The 16,916-nt window shown below is 73.3% G+C and carries 8 protein-coding genes and 1 pseudogene; 5 read left to right on the plus strand and 4 right to left on the minus strand.

What is annotated here, in order from left to right:
* Positions 1-25: 25 nt before the first annotated feature.
* From ACN9M0_RS03095 to ACN9M0_RS03105, 3 genes and pseudogenes are all read right to left on the minus strand, one after another.
* Positions 26-1,111: a chitinase gene (locus tag ACN9M0_RS03095; RefSeq protein ID WP_426403063.1), complete on the minus strand. Its 1,086-nt coding sequence runs from the start codon at positions 1,109-1,111 to the stop codon at positions 26-28.
* Between the two features lie 171 nt (positions 1,112-1,282).
* Positions 1,283-2,101: a ribonuclease BN gene (locus ACN9M0_RS03100; protein WP_426403064.1), complete on the minus strand. Its 819-nt coding sequence runs from the start codon at positions 2,099-2,101 to the stop codon at positions 1,283-1,285.
* A 125-nt stretch (positions 2,102-2,226) separates the two neighbouring features.
* A pseudogene (locus tag ACN9M0_RS03105) lies at positions 2,227-2,379 on the minus strand (DUF6766 family protein); the annotation flags it as partial.
* A gap of 398 nt (positions 2,380-2,777) precedes the next feature.
* Here ACN9M0_RS03105 and ACN9M0_RS03110 point away from each other — a divergent pair.
* On the plus strand, positions 2,778-3,131 hold the full coding sequence (locus ACN9M0_RS03110; protein WP_366042415.1) for a PRC-barrel domain-containing protein: 354 nt from the start codon (positions 2,778-2,780) through the stop codon (positions 3,129-3,131).
* Positions 3,132-3,226: 95 nt separating this feature from the next.
* On the opposite strand, the gene ACN9M0_RS03115 is transcribed toward ACN9M0_RS03110, so the two are convergent.
* A complete protein-coding gene (locus ACN9M0_RS03115) occupies positions 3,227-4,408 on the minus strand; it encodes an MFS transporter (RefSeq protein WP_399695712.1) in 1,182 nt (393 codons plus the stop codon).
* A 55-nt stretch (positions 4,409-4,463) separates the two neighbouring features.
* Between ACN9M0_RS03115 and ACN9M0_RS03120 the strand changes: the two genes are divergently transcribed.
* The 4 genes from ACN9M0_RS03120 to ACN9M0_RS03135 all read left to right on the plus strand — a co-directional run bounded on the left by ACN9M0_RS03120 (position 4,464) and on the right by ACN9M0_RS03135 (position 16,881).
* Positions 4,464-5,870 (plus strand): PLP-dependent aminotransferase family protein, encoded by a 1,407-nt coding sequence (locus ACN9M0_RS03120; RefSeq protein WP_426403065.1) that lies wholly within the window; start codon positions 4,464-4,466, stop codon positions 5,868-5,870.
* Between the two features lie 251 nt (positions 5,871-6,121).
* Complete coding sequence (locus tag ACN9M0_RS03125) at positions 6,122-6,721, plus strand: RNA polymerase sigma factor (protein ID WP_366042417.1); 600 nt, start codon at positions 6,122-6,124, stop codon at positions 6,719-6,721.
* A complete protein-coding gene (locus ACN9M0_RS03130) occupies positions 6,718-7,071 on the plus strand; it encodes a hypothetical protein (protein WP_366042418.1) in 354 nt (117 codons plus the stop codon). The genes ACN9M0_RS03125 and ACN9M0_RS03130 overlap by 4 nt, the downstream gene beginning before the upstream one ends.
* A 411-nt stretch (positions 7,072-7,482) precedes the next feature.
* Positions 7,483-16,881 (plus strand): SDR family NAD(P)-dependent oxidoreductase, encoded by a 9,399-nt coding sequence (locus ACN9M0_RS03135; RefSeq protein ID WP_426405273.1) that lies wholly within the window; start codon positions 7,483-7,485, stop codon positions 16,879-16,881.
* The last annotated feature ends 35 nt before the right edge of the window (positions 16,882-16,916 follow it).

A 16,916-nucleotide genomic window follows, 5' to 3' on the forward strand; every position in this document is an offset into this window, starting at 1 on the left:
CCCGGCGGGAACGGTCAGACAGGCCCTAGCGGCCTTGAAGTGCCTTCACGTTGTCTCCGAAGGTCCAGCCCTTCGAGCCGTCCCAGTTGGCCGACCAGGTCATCAGGCCCTTGAGCGAGCCGCCGTAGTGGTTCCAGGCCTGGGCGACGGCCGACGGCGCCATGTACCCGCCGCCGGCGCCCGGCTGGGCCGGGAGGCCGGGGACCTGCTTGTCGTACGGAACCTTGATCGTGGTGCCCTGGACGACGAGGCCGCGGTTCAGGCAGTCGGTCTGGGCGACGAACCCGGCGACGGTGCCGGCGGAGTAGGAGTCACCGGAGCATCCGTACATGCTGCCGTTGTAGTACTGCATGTTCAGCCACCACAGGCGTCCGTTGTCCGCGTACTTCTTCACGATCGGCAGGTACGCGCCCCAGATCGACCCGTAGGCCACGCTGCCGCCGGTGACGTACGCGGTCTCCGGCGCCATCGTCAGCCCGAAACCGGCGGGCATGCGGGCGAGGACCCCGTCGATGATGTACACCAGATTGGCCTGCGACGTGGACAGGGTGCCGATGCTGCCGCTGCCGACGAGACCGGTCTCGATGTCGATGTCGATCCCGTCGAAGTTGTACGTCTTCAGGAGGGGCACGACGGTCTCGACGAAGCGGTCGGCGACGGCGCGGGAGCTCAGGTCGATCCCGGCGGCGGCGCCCCCGATCGACAACAGGAGGGTCGCGCCGGCCGCCTTGGCGCGGCACATCTCCGCCGGGGTGGCGACGCGGACGGTGCTGTCCATGCCGTCCTCCCAGAGCACCGTCCCGTCCGAGCGGATCACGGGGAAGGCGGCGTTGATGACGTTGTAGCCGTGCGCCGCGAAGCGCGGGTCGTCGATGGGCGCCCAGCCGAACGGCGGATGCACGCCGTTGGCCGAGCCGTCCCAGTTCTCCCAGTACCCCTGGAGCACCTTCCCGGCGGGCTTCGGCTTGAGGGCGCAGGTGTCCGCGGCGGCGGACGACGGGGCCGCGGCGGGCTTCGCCCCCTCGGCGGCGGCGGGTCCTGCGAGGACGGCGGCGGCGAGCAGGGTGACGAGACCCGCTCCGAGGACACGGGTGATCCGAGGGCCTGGCATGCGTGCTCCTGGGGACGTGGGGGGGTGGTCCTGGGCATGGCGCGCGCTCCAGCAGACCGTAGGTTGGTCCAGACCTTTCGTCAACCACCCCTGCAGACAAGGGAGTTACGCGCCCGCTCCACGCCCGTACACGGCCCCTCACGCCGACGGCGGTGGTCCCGGGCTTCGCCCTCACCGTTTCGACGCTCGGGACCCACGACGAAGTTCGTCCTCGATCAGGCGCCCGGTCAGCGCGCCGCCGAACACGACGACGCCCACGGCGACGAGCCAGGACTCCAGGACGAGGAACGCGCCGAACGGGCCGTACGTGACGGCGCTGGACGCGATCAGCGGGGAGAAGACGAACCGCGAGAAGACCCTCAGCCCGAGCAGTCCGAGCGTGGTGGCCACCGCACCGGGCAACAGCGCGGTCCACGCGACGCGGCCGCCGAGCAGCAGTCGCTGCGACCACCAGAAGAAGAGCGTGCCGCTCAGCAGGGAGACGACGCCGCCGGCCGGGGCCCCGTGCCAGAACGGGGCGACCGCGAACAGGTAGAGGACCCCGAGGAGGACGGTCAGCCACAGCACGTGCCGCCACCGGGCCCGCCAGCGGGCCGGAGGCAGGTCCCAGACCTTCTCGTACCCGCTCTGCACCACCGTGCCGAAGCTGAGGCCGAAGACGGCGAGCAGGGTGAGGCCGAACGCCGTCGTGGACCGCCGCACCTGACCGGGCAGCGCGAACAGCCGCTCGATCTCCGCCCTGGCGGCCTGGGAGACTCCGATGCCGTCACCGACCCACTGCGCGAACCCCTTCCCGCTCTCCGCGTCCGCCGCCGACTCGACGATCAGGAGCGGCACCAGGGTGAGGAAGGCGAGCGCCGCGAACCCCAGCGAACGCTGCCACAGGTCGAGGTCCTTGACCGGCGCCCATCGATGCCCGGCCCGGAACCGGCGGATCACGCTCCGTATCCGCCCGGCCCGGGACCGTATCCCGGCGGGTCGGGAGACCATCCCTCCACGGTAGAACCGCGCGCCTCCGCGAGCCATACGGGAACGGCACGGCTCGGTGGGCACCCACCCCGGCTCCGGCTGACGCGGTTCCCGCCGCGCCGGTACGCCGCGCGGCGGGGACCGCGTCAGCCCTCGACGCCGGTGGCCTCGTGCGCGGCGCCGACGGGCTTGGACTCGGGGGAACCGCGCTGGCGCAGGTAGACGGAGAGGATCGCCATCGCCGCCACGGCGAGGAGTTCCGACTGCCAGTTCTGCAGGAACCGGTTCCAGAAGTCGGCGCACGGCCGCCGCGCGGCAGGCCCTGCGCCGGCAGCGCCTCCTCGCACGGCTTCCCCTCGCCCTCCTCGAGCTGCTCACGTCTCTCCGGAGCAAGCGGCCCGCACGCCACGCGGACGTTCCCGGAGCCGAGTGACTCCTCGAAGAACCGGCCCGCCCGGGTCGCTCCGTCCTGGCGTGCCTGCGGCGCGCCGCAGGCGGACAGGACGACCACGGCCGTCATCGCTCCCAGGACCACGGGGACTCTCAGTCCTTCACGGTGCCCCTCCGGGCGGTGTCGGCAAGGGACGGGCGGCCGTATGGCCACGCGCCTCGCCTGTCCGGGTCACCGCCGGTGACGACGTGCGTGCGGCGGTGACCCACGAGACCATGGAGGTGGAGGCAGAGAGGGGGTGCCACGATGAGTGAGTTCGACATCTGGAACTACCGCCCGGGCTCCGGCTACCAGGCCGGAGTGGATCTCGTCGGCTACAAGGTCGAGGCCACCGACGGCGCCATCGGGAAGATCGACAAGCACTCCGAGGACGTCGGCTCCTCCTATCTGGTCGTCGACGTCGGGGTCTGGATCTTCGGCAGGCGTGTCCTCCTCCCGGCGGGGACGATCGAGCTGATCGACACGGTCGAGGAGAAGGTGTACGTCGACCGGACGAAGGACCAGATCAAGGACGCCCCCGACTTCGACCAGGCGAAGCACGCCGACGAGCCGAACTATCTGGAGCAGTTCGCGCGGTACTACGGCCAGCCGCACATGTGACGGCGGCCGGTCGGCCGCGGGAGTTCCCGGCCCGGTCGGTCGGTCGGCCGGTCGGCCGGTCGGCCGGTCGCAGGAGTTCCCGGCCCGGCGGCCGCTCAGTCAGGGGAACTCTCCGTCCGGCGGTCGCGCCAGGCGGGGACGAGGGCCGTGAGCATCAGCGCGGCGGTGAGGGCGAAGGCCGCCGGGTAGCCGGTGCGGCTCGCGAGGAGCCCGAAGCCGGCGGCCCCGACGCCCATGCCGGCGTCGAAGGCGAAGTTCCACAGGGCGCTGACGGTGCCGTAACCGGACGCGGAGACGCGCGCGTACATCAGCGTCAGGGTGGCGTTCTGGGTGACGCCGAAGCCGACCCCGAACAGGGCCACGCCGATGACGACGGCGACCGGACTGCGCGTCAGGGACGTGAGCAGCGTTCCCGCGGCCGCGAGAACGAGGCCCGGCAGGAGGAGCGCGGCCGGTCCGTGCCGGTCGCCGTACCGGCCGGCGACCCAGCGGGCCGCGGTCGCCGCCGCGGACTGGGCGAACAGGGCCGTGGCGATGACGCCCGCGGAGGCCGAGGGGACGGCGAGCGGGAGGAAGGTGACGAGAATTCCGGCGGCGAGCGCCGTGGCCGCGAAGACGAGGGTCGGCCGCAACAGCGCGGCTGTACGGAAGCCGGCCGTCACCCCGAGCGACCGCCCGGAGGTCTGGTCCCGGTCCGGCAGGCCAGGTACCGAGACGATGGCGGCGAGTGCGGCAACGGCGCCGGCGGCGAAGACCGGCCCGTACCCCACGTGCGCCGCCAGCCACACCCCCAGCGGCAGCGCCACCAGCGAGGGAACCCCGGACACGATGCCGACGAGCGCGAGACCCTCGCCGCGGCGCTCGGCCGGGATGAGCGACGCCGTCAGGGCGCCGCCCGCGACGACCGTGAGGGCGAAGCCCAGACCCCGCAGGGCACAGACCGCCGCGATCCAGAGCGCTCCCCCGGACAAGGAGAGCGCGAACGCGGGCGCACCGAGGAGGACCAGTCCCACCACCAGCGCGAGGCGGTAGCCGAAGCGGGCGACGAACCGGGGAGTGGCCAGCTCGCCTCCGACCGTGGCCAGCATCAGGGCGCCCGTGGTGAGCCCAGCGGTGTCGCCGTGGCCCCCGGTGGTCGCCTCGGCGTAGAGGGGGACGACCGACAGGAGCAGGTAGAAGCTCGTCGAGGCGCCGATGATCGAGACGAAGCGCAGCAGCAGGGGCCGCGTCACCAGGGGCGGCCGTGAAGCGGCGCCCTCCGCTTGGAAGTTGAGCATCTTGGTCACCCGACGACGCTAGGGGCCGGGCGGGTCGTCGGTAAGATCCGATTCCATGCCTCTGGAGTGGTCCGGTCTGTCGCCCGAGCTGCTGCTGGTCGTCGACCGGGACAGCGGAGCGCCGCTGCGGTCCCAGCTGGAACTCGGACTGCGGGACGCGATCCGGAGCGGCCGGCTGAGGGTGGGTGAACGGCTGCCGTCCTCCCGCGAACTCGCCCGGATGCTCGGGGTGTCGCGCGGGCTCGTGCAGGAGTGCTACGCCCAGCTGCAGGCCGAGGGATATCTGGTGACACGGGTCGGCTCCGCCACCCGGGTCGCCTCGGGCGCGGGGGCGCCACCGGCGCCCGCGTCACCGCCCCCGGCCCCTTCGCGTCTGCTGGCCGACTTCACCTGGGGCGTCCCGGACCTGGCCGGATTCCCGCTCGCGGACTGGCTGTGGGCCACCCGCGAGGCGGCGCGCGCCATGCCGACGTCGGCGCTCGGGTACGGAGACCCGCGCGGCAGTGCGGATCTCCGGGAGGTCCTCGCCGGGTATCTGCGGCGGGTGCGCGCCGCCGCGGCGGACCCGGAGCGGATCGTGATCTGCTCCGGCTACGCGCAGGGCCTCGGTCTCGCGCTGCGCGCCCTGGCCGGTACGGGTGTCCGCACGGTGGCCTACGAGGACCCGGGCTCGCCGGCCACCGTCTCCGCCGCCGCGTCCGGGGCGGGCATGTCGGCGGTCCCCGTACCGGTCGACGAGCGCGGCATCGACGTGCGGGCGCTCGCCGCGACCGGTGCCCGCGCCGTCGTCGTGACCCCCGCGCACCAGTGGCCCACCGGCGTCGCCCTGGCGCCCGAGCGGCGGCTCGCTCTGATCGAGTGGGCCAGGAGTCGGGACGCGGTGATCGTCGAGGACGACTACGACGCCGAATTCCGTTACGACCGGGGGCCGGTGGGCGCTCTGCAGGGGCTCGCCGCCGACCGTGTGATCTCCCTGGGCACCGTGAGCAAGTCCCTCGCGCCGGCGCTGCGCATCGGGTGGATGCTCTGCCCGGCCGCGCTCATCGGGACGGTCGTCGAGCAGAAGCGGCTGAGCGACCGCGGGTCGCCCGCCCTCGACCAGCTGGCCCTCGCCAGAATGATCGAGTCCGGCCGCTTCGACCGGCACCTGCGCCGGATGCGGACGACGTACGCGGCGCGGCGCGAGACCCTGGTGGCGGCGCTCGCCGAGCATGCGCCCGGGGTCGGGGTGTCCGGCCTCGCGGCGGGCTTCCACGCGGTCGCCCACCTCACACGGCCGGCCGACGAGCAGGCGCTCGTCGCCGCGGCCCGTGCCCGGTCCGTCGGTCTCTACGGTATGAGCACCTGCCGCGCCTCGCACGCCACGGAGCCGGTGCGGCTGGTCCTGGGCTTCGGCAACGTCGGCGAGCGCGCCATCACCGCAGGTGTCGCGGCGGTCGGCGACCTCCTCGGCGGCCGTTAGCGCCCGCCCCGGAACCTTCCGAAAAAAACTTCGGCGGGAGGCGAATCCTCTCGGCACCTCCCCGTCTCTTATGTGTGTACCGGCCGAACGGGCCGGGCGAAACCGGGAGGAACAGCAATTATGGTCACTGCCATCATCGTGATCGGCGTAGTGCTCGTGGGTGCGTGCAGCTGGCACCTGATGCGGCGCTTCAACAAGAGCCGAAGCTGACCAGCGCCTGCGCGCGGGGCGCCTTCCGGTATGAGTAGCACATGAACCAACGCTTCCCCTGGCCTGACGAGCGGCTGATCAAGGCCGCTCAGGACGGCGACGTCACGTCGCTCACCACCGTCGTCATGGAATCGCAGCCGCATGTGCGCAAGTTCGCCATATCGCTGTGCGCCTCGCCGCAGGACGCGGAGGACGCGGCACAAGAGGCGCTGATCATCCTCTACCGGAAGATCGGCACCTTGCGGGCCACCGGCGCGCTTGCCTCATGGATGTTCCGGATCGTACGCAACGAGTGCCTCCGGCAGGTACGGACGCTCATCGCCATGCGCGAGGAGGGTTCGGCCGAGCCGGAGACATGCGCGGAACCGTCCGCGGAGGAGGCCGTGCTCTACCGACTGGAGGTGGAGCGGATCGCGGCCGCGGTCAGCGCCCTTCCCCGTGAGCAGCGACAGGTCCTGATCATGCGGGACGTGCAGGGCCTGCCGGGCAAGACCGTCGCCCGGACGCTCGGCCTGAGCACCGCCGCGATGAAGTCACGGCTGCACCGAGCACGCGCGGCGCTGCGTCACGCGCTGGAAGCGACCGACCAGGCATCAGATCAAGCCATCGACCAGCCAGTCGAAGGAGAGTCACGACCATGAACACCGTGAACATCGTGAAGCCCCCCGAGGGCACGAAGTCCCCGGTCATCGCACCGACCACGGTCGCCGCACCGTCCGCGGCGCCGAACTTCGCCAGCAAGTCCGTCCCGCGCCACCTGGCGCGCGGCGTCATCGGCTTCGGGCTGATCATCGGCTCGATCGCCATGGTGCCCGTCGTCGGCCCGGCCAGCCTGCTGGCGGCTCCGCTGGCCCTGATCGCCTTCCGCGGCTGCCCCACCTGCTGGATGGTCGGCCTGGCGCAGACCATCTCGCGCGGGCGTCTCGAGCGTCAGTGCGTGGACGGCGTCTGCACCCTGACGAAGGCCGACCCGGCGGCGAAAGCCAAGTAGGAATCGCGGATTCCGACCTCCCGCCCAAGCTGATCTCCACCCTCCTGTCGGGGTGGCGCGTCAGCGGGTCGGGAGGTATCGGCCGTGCGCCGGCAGTGGCTCGATACATCTCCCCCGGAAGTCACGCAAGCGTCCCCCGGATTAACCGTCACATTCGTTTTGCATACCAACTCCCCGCTCTGGCCATTGGTTTACGGAGCGCCGCCTCGGTGCTAGGGTCCGAATCGAGATTGCGTATGGCAGGGCCGCCTGGTCGGCAACGCCGTAGATCGTGCTTCACGGGGGGAGCAGAACACCATGATCCGCCATGCCCAGATTGAGGCGGCAGCATCACCATCGGCCGGCGCGGGAAGCCCATCAGGTGATGTGGAGGGGACCCCGACACAGCCGTTCGGGGATCAACAAAAACACCTGACATCCCATCAGATCGACGACCGGACCGTTGCCGTCGTCGGACTCTCCTGCCGATTTCCCGGCGGAGCGAATCCCGCCGAATTCTGGAATCTCCTCAGGAACGGCCGCGACGCCATAGCGGAGCCGCCCGCGGATCGCGCGCACCTCGCCACTCTCGACGACGGGTCGCCGCGCCCCGGCGGATTCCTTCCCCGGGTCGACGCCTTCGATGCCGAATTCTTCGGGATATCCCCGCGTGAAGCCGCCGCGATGGACCCGCAGCAGCGGCTCGTCCTCGAGCTCGCCTGGGAGGCGCTGGAGGACGCCGGCATCGTCCCGGCCACGCTCGCCGGCACCGCCACCGGCGTCTTCGTCGGCGCGATCGCCGACGACTACGCGGCCCTCACCCACGCGGCCGGCCCCGACGCGACCTCCGCGCACACCGTGACCGGCTTACATCGCGGCATCATCGCCAACCGGGTCTCCTACGTCCTCGGACTGCAGGGCCCCAGCATGGTGGTCGACACCGCGCAGTCGTCCTCGCTGGTCGCGGTGCATCTCGCCTGCGAGAGCCTGCGCCGCGGCGAGTCCGTGACGGCGCTGGCCGGCGGCGTCAACCTCAACCTCGCCCCGGAGAGCACCCAGGCCCTGGCGGCCTTCGGCAGCCTCTCGCCCGACGGCCGATGTCACTCCCTCGACGCCCGGGCGAACGGCTACGTCCGGGGTGAGGGCGGCGGTGTGGTGGCGCTGAAGCTGCTCAGCCGGGCCCTCGCCGACGGGGACCGGATCCACTGTCTGCTGCACGGCGGAGCCGTCGGCAGCGACGGCGCGAGCGACACGCTTCCCACCCCCGATGCGAAAGCCCAGGAACGCGTCATACGTGACGCCTGGGTAAACTCCGGAATACCGCTGGAAGAAGTTCAGTACGTCGAAATCCACGGTTCGGGCACCCGGGTCGGCGATCCCATCGAAGCCTCTGCTCTGGGCGCCGTGTTCGCCTCTTCCCGAACCCCGGACAATCCGCTCAGGCTCGGCTCCGTCAAGACGAACATCGGCCACCTCGAAGGGGCCGCGGGCATAGCGGGGCTCGTCAAGACGATTCTCTGCCTCAAAGAGCGGGAACTCGTTCCAACGCTCAACTATCTCACCCCCAATCCGCAGATCCCGTTCGAGGAACTGCGACTCGCCGCCGCCACCGAAACCGGGCCGTGGCCGAATCCCGATGGGCCGCTCTTCGCGGGTGTGACCTCGGTCGGAATGGGCGGTACGAACTGCCATCTGGTACTCGGCGAATGGCCGGGCGGGGCCTCCTCGACCGTCGAGGACAAGCCGGACCACACAAATGGATCGGATGAATCCGAGTCCTTCGCGTGGGTGCTGTCCGGACGCGGTGACAAGGCGCTGCGCGCCCAGGCCGCCCGGCTGCGCGAGCACCTCACCGAGCACCCGGAATTCGACGTCGCCGGGATCGCCCGGGCCCTCGCCCACGACCGGACCGCCTTCAGCCACCGGGCCGTGCTGACCGGCGGCGACCGGGACGCCCTGCTGACCGCCCTCGACGCGGTCGTCGACGCCCGGGTGACCCCGGCCGTCGTCGAGGGCAGCAGTCACCGGGCCGTCCGCGAGGCGGTGTTCGTCTTCCCCGGCCAGGGCTCGCAGTGGGCCGGCATGGCCGCCGAACTCCTCGACAGCGCACCCGTGTTCGCCCGGGTCGTCGAGGACTGCGAGCGCGCCCTGCGCCCGTACCGCGACTGGTCCCTGACCGACGTCCTGCGCGGGCGCGACGGCGCGCCCGCCCTCGACCGCGACGACGTCGTGCAGCCCGCCCTGTGGGCCGTGATGGTCGGACTCGCCGCACTGTGGCGGGCCGCGGGCGTCGAACCGGCCGCGGTCGTCGGCCACTCCCAGGGCGAGATCGCCGCCGCCACCGTCAGCGGCGCCCTCACCCTGGACGACGCGGCCCGGCTGATCGCCGTACGCAGCACGGCCCTCGGCGCGCTCGCCGGACGCGGCGGCGGCATGCTCACCGTGTCGCTCCCCGCCGACCGGGTCCGCGCCGACCTGGCCGGACACCCGCGGCTGAGCGTGGCCGCCGTCAACTCGCCCGGCATGACCGTCGTCGCCGGTGACGGGGACGCCCTGGACGCCCTCGCCGCGCAGTACGGCGAGAAGGACATCCGCACCCGGCGCGTCCCGGTGGCCTACGCCTCGCACAGCCCGCACGTCGACGCCGTGCGCGACACGCTGCCGGCCGAGCTCGCCGGGATCGCGCCCCGCACCGGTAGCGTGCCGCTGCACTCCACCGTCACCGGCACGGCCCTCGACGGTTCCGAGCTGGACGTCGACTACTGGTACCGCAACCTGCGGGAGCCCGTCGGGTTCGAGCCCGCCGTACGCGCGCTCCTCGACGCGGGGCACGAGCTGTTCATCGAGATGAGCCCGCACCCCGTCCTGGCGCTCGCCGTCCAGCAGACCGCGGAGGCAGCCGACCTGCCGGTCGCCGCACTGGGCACCCTGCGCCGCGGGGAGGGCGGACCGCAGCGACTGCTGCTCGCGTTCGGCGAGGCGTTCTGCGACGGCGCCGAGGTGGACTGGTCCGCCGTCCTGCCCGCCGGTACCGGGCGGGCCGAGCTGCCGACGTACGCCTTCCAGCGCCGCCGCCACTGGATCTCCGGGCAGCCCCACGCCGCCCGGGCCCTGCCGACGGCCGCCGTGTCGTCCGGGCCTGCGGCGCTCCCCGAGGACACCGCGGACGACCACGAGAGCGAGCCGAACCGCTCGCTGACCGGCCCCGCCGCCCTGGAACTGGTACGGGCGCACACCGCCGCCGTACTCGGTTACGACTCCGTCGCCGAGGTCGAGCCCCGGCGGACGTTCAAGGAGCTGGGCATCGACTCGGCGATGGTCGTCGAGCTGCGCAACCGGCTCGTCACCGCCACCGGGCGCAAGCTCCCCACCACCGTGGTCTACGACCACCCGAGCCCCGCCCGGCTGGCCGCGGTGCTCGCCGACTCCCAGCAGGACGCGGCGGCCCCCGAGGCCCGTGCGGACCAGGACGACCCCGTCGTGATCGTCGGCATCGGCTGCCGCTTCCCGGGCGGGGTGGACTCCCCCGAGGCTCTGTGGCGGGTCGTCGCCGAGCAGCGCGACGTCATCTCGGGATTCCCGGCCGACCGGGGCTGGGACCTCGACGGCCTCTACCACCCCGACCCCGCCCACGTGGGCACCACCTACGTGCGCAACGGCGGCTTCCTCGAAGGCGCCGCGGAGTTCGACGCCGAACTGTTCGGGATCTCGCCGCGCGAGGCGCTGGCGATGGACCCGCAGCAGCGCGCCTACCTCGAGGTGTGCTGGGAGGCCCTGGAGCGCGCCGGCATCGCCCCCGACTCCCTGCGCGGCACCCAGACCGGGGTGTTCGCCGGTGTCATGGCCCAGGAGTACGGTCCGCGGCTCGGCGAGGCCGGTGCGGGCGCCGCCGGGTTCGGTCTCACGGGGACGACGTCGAGCGTGGCCTCGGGCCGCGTCGCGTACACCCTGGGCCTGCAGGGTCCCGCCCTGACGGTGGACACGGCCTGCTCGTCGTCCCTCGTCGCGCTGCACCTCGCGGTCCGCGCCCTCCGGTCGGGCGAGTGCTCGCTCGCCCTCGCCGGCGGTGTGACGGTCATGTCGACACCCGGCATCTTCGTCGAGTTCTCGCGCCAGCGCGGGCTCGCGACCGACGGCCGGTGCAAGTCGTTCTCGGCGGACGCCGACGGCACCGCCTGGGCCGAGGGCGTCGGCGTGCTCGTCGTCGAGCGCCTCTCGGACGCCCGCCGCCTCGGCCACACCGTGCTCGCCGTGGTGGCCGGCACGGCCGTCAACCAGGACGGTGCCTCCAACGGACTCACCGCACCCAGCGGCCCCGCCCAGGAACGCGTCATCCGGGCCGCCGTCCAGGACGCCGGCGTGACCTTCTCCGGTGTCGACGCCGTCGAGGCCCACGGCACCGGCACCGTCCTCGGCGACCCCATCGAGGCACAGGCCCTCCTCGCCACCTACGGCAGCGAGCGCGACGGCCGGTCCCTCATGCTCGGGTCGCTGAAGTCCAACCTGGGGCACGCCCAGGCCGCCGCCGGTGTCGGTGGCGTCATCAAGATGGTCATGGCCCTGCGCCACGGCGAACTCCCCGCCACCCTCAACGTCGGCAAGCCCAGCGAGCTCGTCGACTGGGCCGACGGCGGCGTCGAGATCCTCACCGAGCCCCGCCCCTGGCCCGCCACGGACAACAGGATCCGCCGCGCCGGCGTGTCGTCCTTCGGCATCAGCGGTACGAACGCCCACGTCGTCCTCGCGGAGGCTCCCGCCGAGCCCGTCACGCCCGGCACCGACGCCGGGGACGACGTCGCCGACGCCATGTGGGTGCTGTCCGGACGTACCGAGCCGGCGCTCCGCGCCCAGGCCGCCGCACTCGTCGACGCGCTCGACGTCCTCGGCGAGGTGTCCGCCCGTGACCTCGGCCGCGCCCTCGCCACCACCCGTACCGCTCTCGACCACCGCGCGGCCGTCACCGCCGAGGACCGCACGGAGGCCGTCGCGGCGCTTGCGGCGCTCGGCCGCGGCGAGGGGCACTCCGCCCTGGCCCTCGGCACGGCGCGCACCGACGACGGACTCGCCTACCTCTTCACCGGTCAGGGCAGCCAGCGCGTCGGCATGGGACGGGAGTTGTACGAGAGCGAGCCGGTCTTCGCCGCCGCCCTCGACGCGGTGTGCGCCGAACTCGACGCCTGCCGTGCCTCCGTGCCCGGCATGCCGCCGATCCGCGAGGTGATGTTCCACGACGCGGACGCGCTCGACCGGACCGAGAACACCCAGTGTGCTCTCTTCGCCCTCCAGGTCGCTCTGTTCCGGCTCCTCGAACACCGGGGCCTGGCCCCCGACGCCGTACTGGGCCACTCCATCGGCGAGTTCGCCGCCGCTCACGTCGCCGGGATCCTCACCCTGCCCGACGCCTGCGCCCTCGTCGCCGCACGCGGCCGGCTGATGCAGGCGCTGCCGTCCGGCGGCGCGATGATGGCCGTCCAGGCCTCGCAGGACGAGGTCGGCGCGCTCCTCGTGGGCCGCGAGCACGAGGTGAGCATCGCCGCCGTCAACGGCCCGCTGGCCGTCGTCGTCTCCGGCGACGTCGAGGCCGTCGAGGAGATCGCCGCCACGTTCGCCGCCACCGGCCGCAAGACCCGCAGGCTCGTCGTCAGCCACGCCTTCCACTCCCACCGCATGGACGGGATGCTCGACGACTTCGCCGCCGTCACCTCGGGGATCAGCTACGCGCAGCCGCGCGTCCCCATGGTGTCCACCGTCACCGGCCGGCCCGTCGACGTCACCGCCGACTACTGGGTGCGGCAGGTGCGCCGGGAGGTGCGGATGTCCGACGGCCTCGCCGCGCTCCACGACCTCGGGATGCGGACCTTCCTCGAACTCGGTCCGGACGGTGTGCTGTCGGCCCTTGGCCAGGACTGTCTGGACGACGACGCGCTGGCGTTCGTCCCCGTGCTGCGCCGCGGCCGGCCCGAGCGCCGCACCCTGGCCTCCGCCCTCGGCTCCCTGTACGTCCGCGGCCGCAGCCCGGACTGGAAGGCCGTCTTCGGCCCGGGCCGGACGCCCGCCCTGCCCACGTACGCCTTCCAGCGGGAGCGCTACTGGCTCACCGCGCACGGCACCGAGGGACCGGCCGGGCACCCGCTGCTCGGGCCCACCGTCGAGCTCGCCGAATCCGGGCAGGCGGTCCTGACCGCCCGGCTCGGCCGCCGTACCCACCCCTGGCTCGCCGACCACGCCGTCCTCGGCTCGGTCCTGCTGCCCGGCACCGCCTTCCTCGAACTCGCCGCCCGCGCGGGCTCGCAGACCGGTACGCCGCATGTCGCCGAACTCACGCTGCTCGCTCCCCTGGTGATCCCGGAGGAGGGCCGCACCGAGGTGCAGGTCGTCGTGGCCGCGCCCGGCGACGACGGTCAGCGCGCGGTGACCGTGCACGCCCGCGCCGAGACGCCGGACGGCGCCGTCGAGCCGTGGACCCTGCACGCCACCGGCGCCCTCGCCCCGCACGACGGAGCCCCCGCTCCCGCCGCGGCCCGAACCGCCACCGAGGGCGAACCGCTGCCCGTCGACGGCTGCTACGACGAACTGGCCGCCTCGGGCTACGCCTACGGTCCGGTCTTCCAGGGCCTGCGCGCCGCGTGGCGGGACGGCACCGACCTCCTCGCCGAGGTCGCCCTGCCGGCCACCGTCACCGACGCCGCCTCCTACGGGCTGCACCCGGCGCTGCTCGACGCGGCCCTGCACCCCCTCGTCATGACCGCCCTGGACGACGGCGGCCGCCGGCTGCTGCCCTTCTCCTGGCGCGGCGTGACCGTCCACCAGCCCGGCGCCCGTTCCGCCCGTGTACTGATCCACGGCACGGGACCGGACGCGGTGTCGCTGACCCTGCTCGACGAGTCCCACGCGGTGGTCGCCGAGGTCGAGGAGCTGGTCCTCCGCCCGGTGAGCGACGACGTGGCCGTCCCGCGCTCGCTCCACCGCCTGGACTGGAAGCCCGCCACGGGCGACCCGGAACCGTCGCCGCGCGCCGTCGCGCTCGGCTCCACCGACCTGGGCGTCGGCCCTCGCTACGCGGACCTCGCTGCACTGGGCCAGGCCGTCGAGGGCGGACTGCTCGTCCCCTCGGTGGTGTTCGCCCCGCTCGCGGACCTCACGGACAGCGCGGATCTCACGGAACCCGCCCCGCACCGGGCGCTCGCTCTGCTCCAGGCCTGGCTGGCAGACGACCGGTTCGCCGACTCCCGCCTGGTGCTCGTCACCCGGCATGCCGTGGCCACCGCGCCGGACGCCGACGCGGACCCCGACATCGCGGCCGTCTGGGGGCTGGCGCGCTCGGCGCAGACCGAGAACCCCGGCCGGGTCGGACTCCTCGACGTGGAGACGGCCGAGGACTGCCGCACCGCGCTGCCGCTCATCGGCGCAGAGCCTCAACTCGCGGTACGGGACGGGGCCCTGCTCGTGCCCCGGCTCGGTCCTGCGACGGCCGGCAGCGCCCTGGTTCCACCGGCCGGCACGGCCGCCTGGCGGATGGTGGTGCGCGAGCGCGGCACCCTGGACCACCTCGCCCTCGAACCGTTCCCCGAGGCACTGGCCCCGCTGGGCGACGGCGAGGTCCGCATCGCCGTGCGCGCCGCGGGCGTCAACTTCCGCGATGTCCTGGGCACACTGGGTCTCTACCCCGGCGATCCCGGTCCGCTCGGCCTCGAAGGGGCCGGTGTGGTCACCGAGGTCGGGCCCGGCGTCACGGGTCTCGCCGTCGGCGACCGGGTCATGGGCCTGCTCTCCGGGGCGTTCGGTCCGACGGCCGTCGCCGACCACCGGCTGGTCGCCGTCATGCCCGCCGACTGGACGTACGCCCAGGCGGCGTCCGCTCCGATCGTGTTCCTGACGGCCTACCACGCGCTGGTCGACCTCGCCGGCCTGACCTCGGGCGAGCGCGTCCTGATCCACGCCGCCGCCGGCGGCGTCGGCATGGCCGCCGTCCAGCTGGCCCGGCACCTGGGCGCCGAGGTCTACGGCACGGCGGGCCCCGGCAAGTGGGACGCCCTGCGCGATCTCGGCCTGGACGGGGCGAACCTGGCGTCCTCCCGCACCCTCGACTTCGAAGCCGCGTTCGGCGCGGCGACCGAGGGCCGCGGCATGGACGTCGTACTGAACTCCCTCGCCGGTGAGTACGTGGACGCGTCCCTGAGGCTGCTGCCGCACGGCGGCCGCTTCGTGGAGATGGGCAAGACCGATCTGCGCGACCCGGCGCTGGTCGCGGCCGACCACCCCGGGGTGGACTACCGCTTCTTCGACCTGCTCCAGGAACCGGCCGAGCGCATCGGCGACATGCTCACGGCCGTGATGAGCCTGCTGTCTTCGGGGGCTCTGACGCCGCTGCCGGTGAGCACCTGGGACGTCCGCCGGGCACCGGACGCCTTCCGGTACGTCAGCCAGGCGCGCCACATCGGCAAGGTCGTCCTCACCCTTCCCCCTGTCCTCGACCCGGAGGGCACGGTCCTGATCACCGGCGCCACCGGTGCCCTCGGCGGCCTTGTCGCGCGGCACCTGGTCACCGAGCACGGCGCCCGTCGCCTGCTCCTGGTCAGCCGCCGTGGACCCGACGCACCCGGCTCGGAAGAACTCTCCGCCGAACTCACCGAGTTGGGGGCCGAGGTCACGCTCGCGGCCTGCGACACCGCCGACCGTGACGCGCTCGCACGACTCCTTGCCGGCGTGCGGCTCACCGCCGTCTTCCACGCGGCGGGTGTGCTCGACGACGGCGTGATCACCGCGCTCAGCCCCGAGCGTCTCGACACCGTGCTCGCCGCCAAGGCCACCGCGGCCCGCCATCTGCACGAGCTGACCGCGGACCAGAACCTCGCGGCCTTCGTCCTCTTCTCCTCCGTCATGGGCGTCATCGGCGGCGCCGGCCAGGGCAACTACGCCGCGGCCAACGCCTCCCTGGACGCCCTGGCCCACCACCGCACGGCGCAGGGGCTCCCGGCGCTCTCGCTGGCCTGGGGCATGTGGGCGGACAGTGCGGGCAGGCCGGGTGCCTCCGGAATGGCGGGCGCCCTGTCCGAGGCCGACCGCGGCCGGATCGCCCGGACCGGCCTCGCGCCGATCGACCGGGCCGAGGGCCTGGCCCTGCTGGACGCGGCCCTGCGCGTGGACTCCCCCACGCTCGTCCCCGCGCCCCTCGACCGTGCCGCGCTCGGCGCGCTGGGAGCTCAACTGCCCACCGTGCTGCGGGAACTGGCTCCGGCCGCCCCCCGACCGGCGCAGGCGCCGACCGCGGCGGCGCCCCGGACGACCGAGACCCTGCGCGACCGGCTCGCCGTGCTGAACCCGGCCGAGCGCGAGGAGCTCCTCCTCGACCTCGTCCGGGTGCAGACCGCCGCCGTGCTCGGCCGCTCCTCTGCGGCCGGCATCCCCGCCGACCGGCCCTTCAAGGACATGGGCTGCGACTCACTCACCCTCGTGGAACTGCGCAACAGGCTGCAGACCAGCGCCGGTCTGCGGCTGCCCGCCACCTTCCTCTTCAACTGCCCGACACCGCTGGCCGTCGTGGCTCATCTGCACGACGAACTGGCCCCGGCCGACACGGAGTCCGAGGGCGGCTCCGACGGTTCGACGTCCGTCCCCGGCCTGGTCGAACTCGACCGGCTGGAAGCGGCACTCGTCGAGCTGCCGGACGACACCCGGGACGACGTCCGGGCCGAGATCGTCCAGCGACTCCAGGCCCTGGTGGCCCGGGTCCCGGCCCAGCGGGCCACGGCCGACGACGACGATCTGTCCGCACGGGTCCAGTCGGCGTCGGTCGACGAACTCTTCGCGTTCATCGACTCCGAACTCTGACCCCACGTCCGCATCGCCGGACCCTCACCCTTCTC

Source organism: Streptomyces sp. R-07 (genome assembly GCF_049913175.1).
GTDB lineage: Bacteria > Actinomycetota > Actinomycetes > Streptomycetales > Streptomycetaceae > Streptomyces.

Coding starts and splice junctions, on each gene's coding strand:
- ACN9M0_RS03095 (WP_426403063.1), bottom strand. CDS start 1,111: ATGCCAGGCCCTCGGATCACCCGTGTCCTCGGAGCGGGTCTCGTCACC.
- ACN9M0_RS03100 (WP_426403064.1), bottom strand. CDS start 2,101: ATGGTCTCCCGACCCGCCGGGATACGGTCCCGGGCCGGGCGGATACGG.
- ACN9M0_RS03110 (WP_366042415.1), top strand. CDS start 2,778: ATGAGTGAGTTCGACATCTGGAACTACCGCCCGGGCTCCGGCTACCAG.
- ACN9M0_RS03115 (WP_399695712.1), bottom strand. CDS start 4,408: ATGCTCAACTTCCAAGCGGAGGGCGCCGCTTCACGGCCGCCCCTGGTG.
- ACN9M0_RS03120 (WP_426403065.1), top strand. CDS start 4,464: ATGCCTCTGGAGTGGTCCGGTCTGTCGCCCGAGCTGCTGCTGGTCGTC.
- ACN9M0_RS03125 (WP_366042417.1), top strand. CDS start 6,122: ATGAACCAACGCTTCCCCTGGCCTGACGAGCGGCTGATCAAGGCCGCT.
- ACN9M0_RS03130 (WP_366042418.1), top strand. CDS start 6,718: ATGAACACCGTGAACATCGTGAAGCCCCCCGAGGGCACGAAGTCCCCG.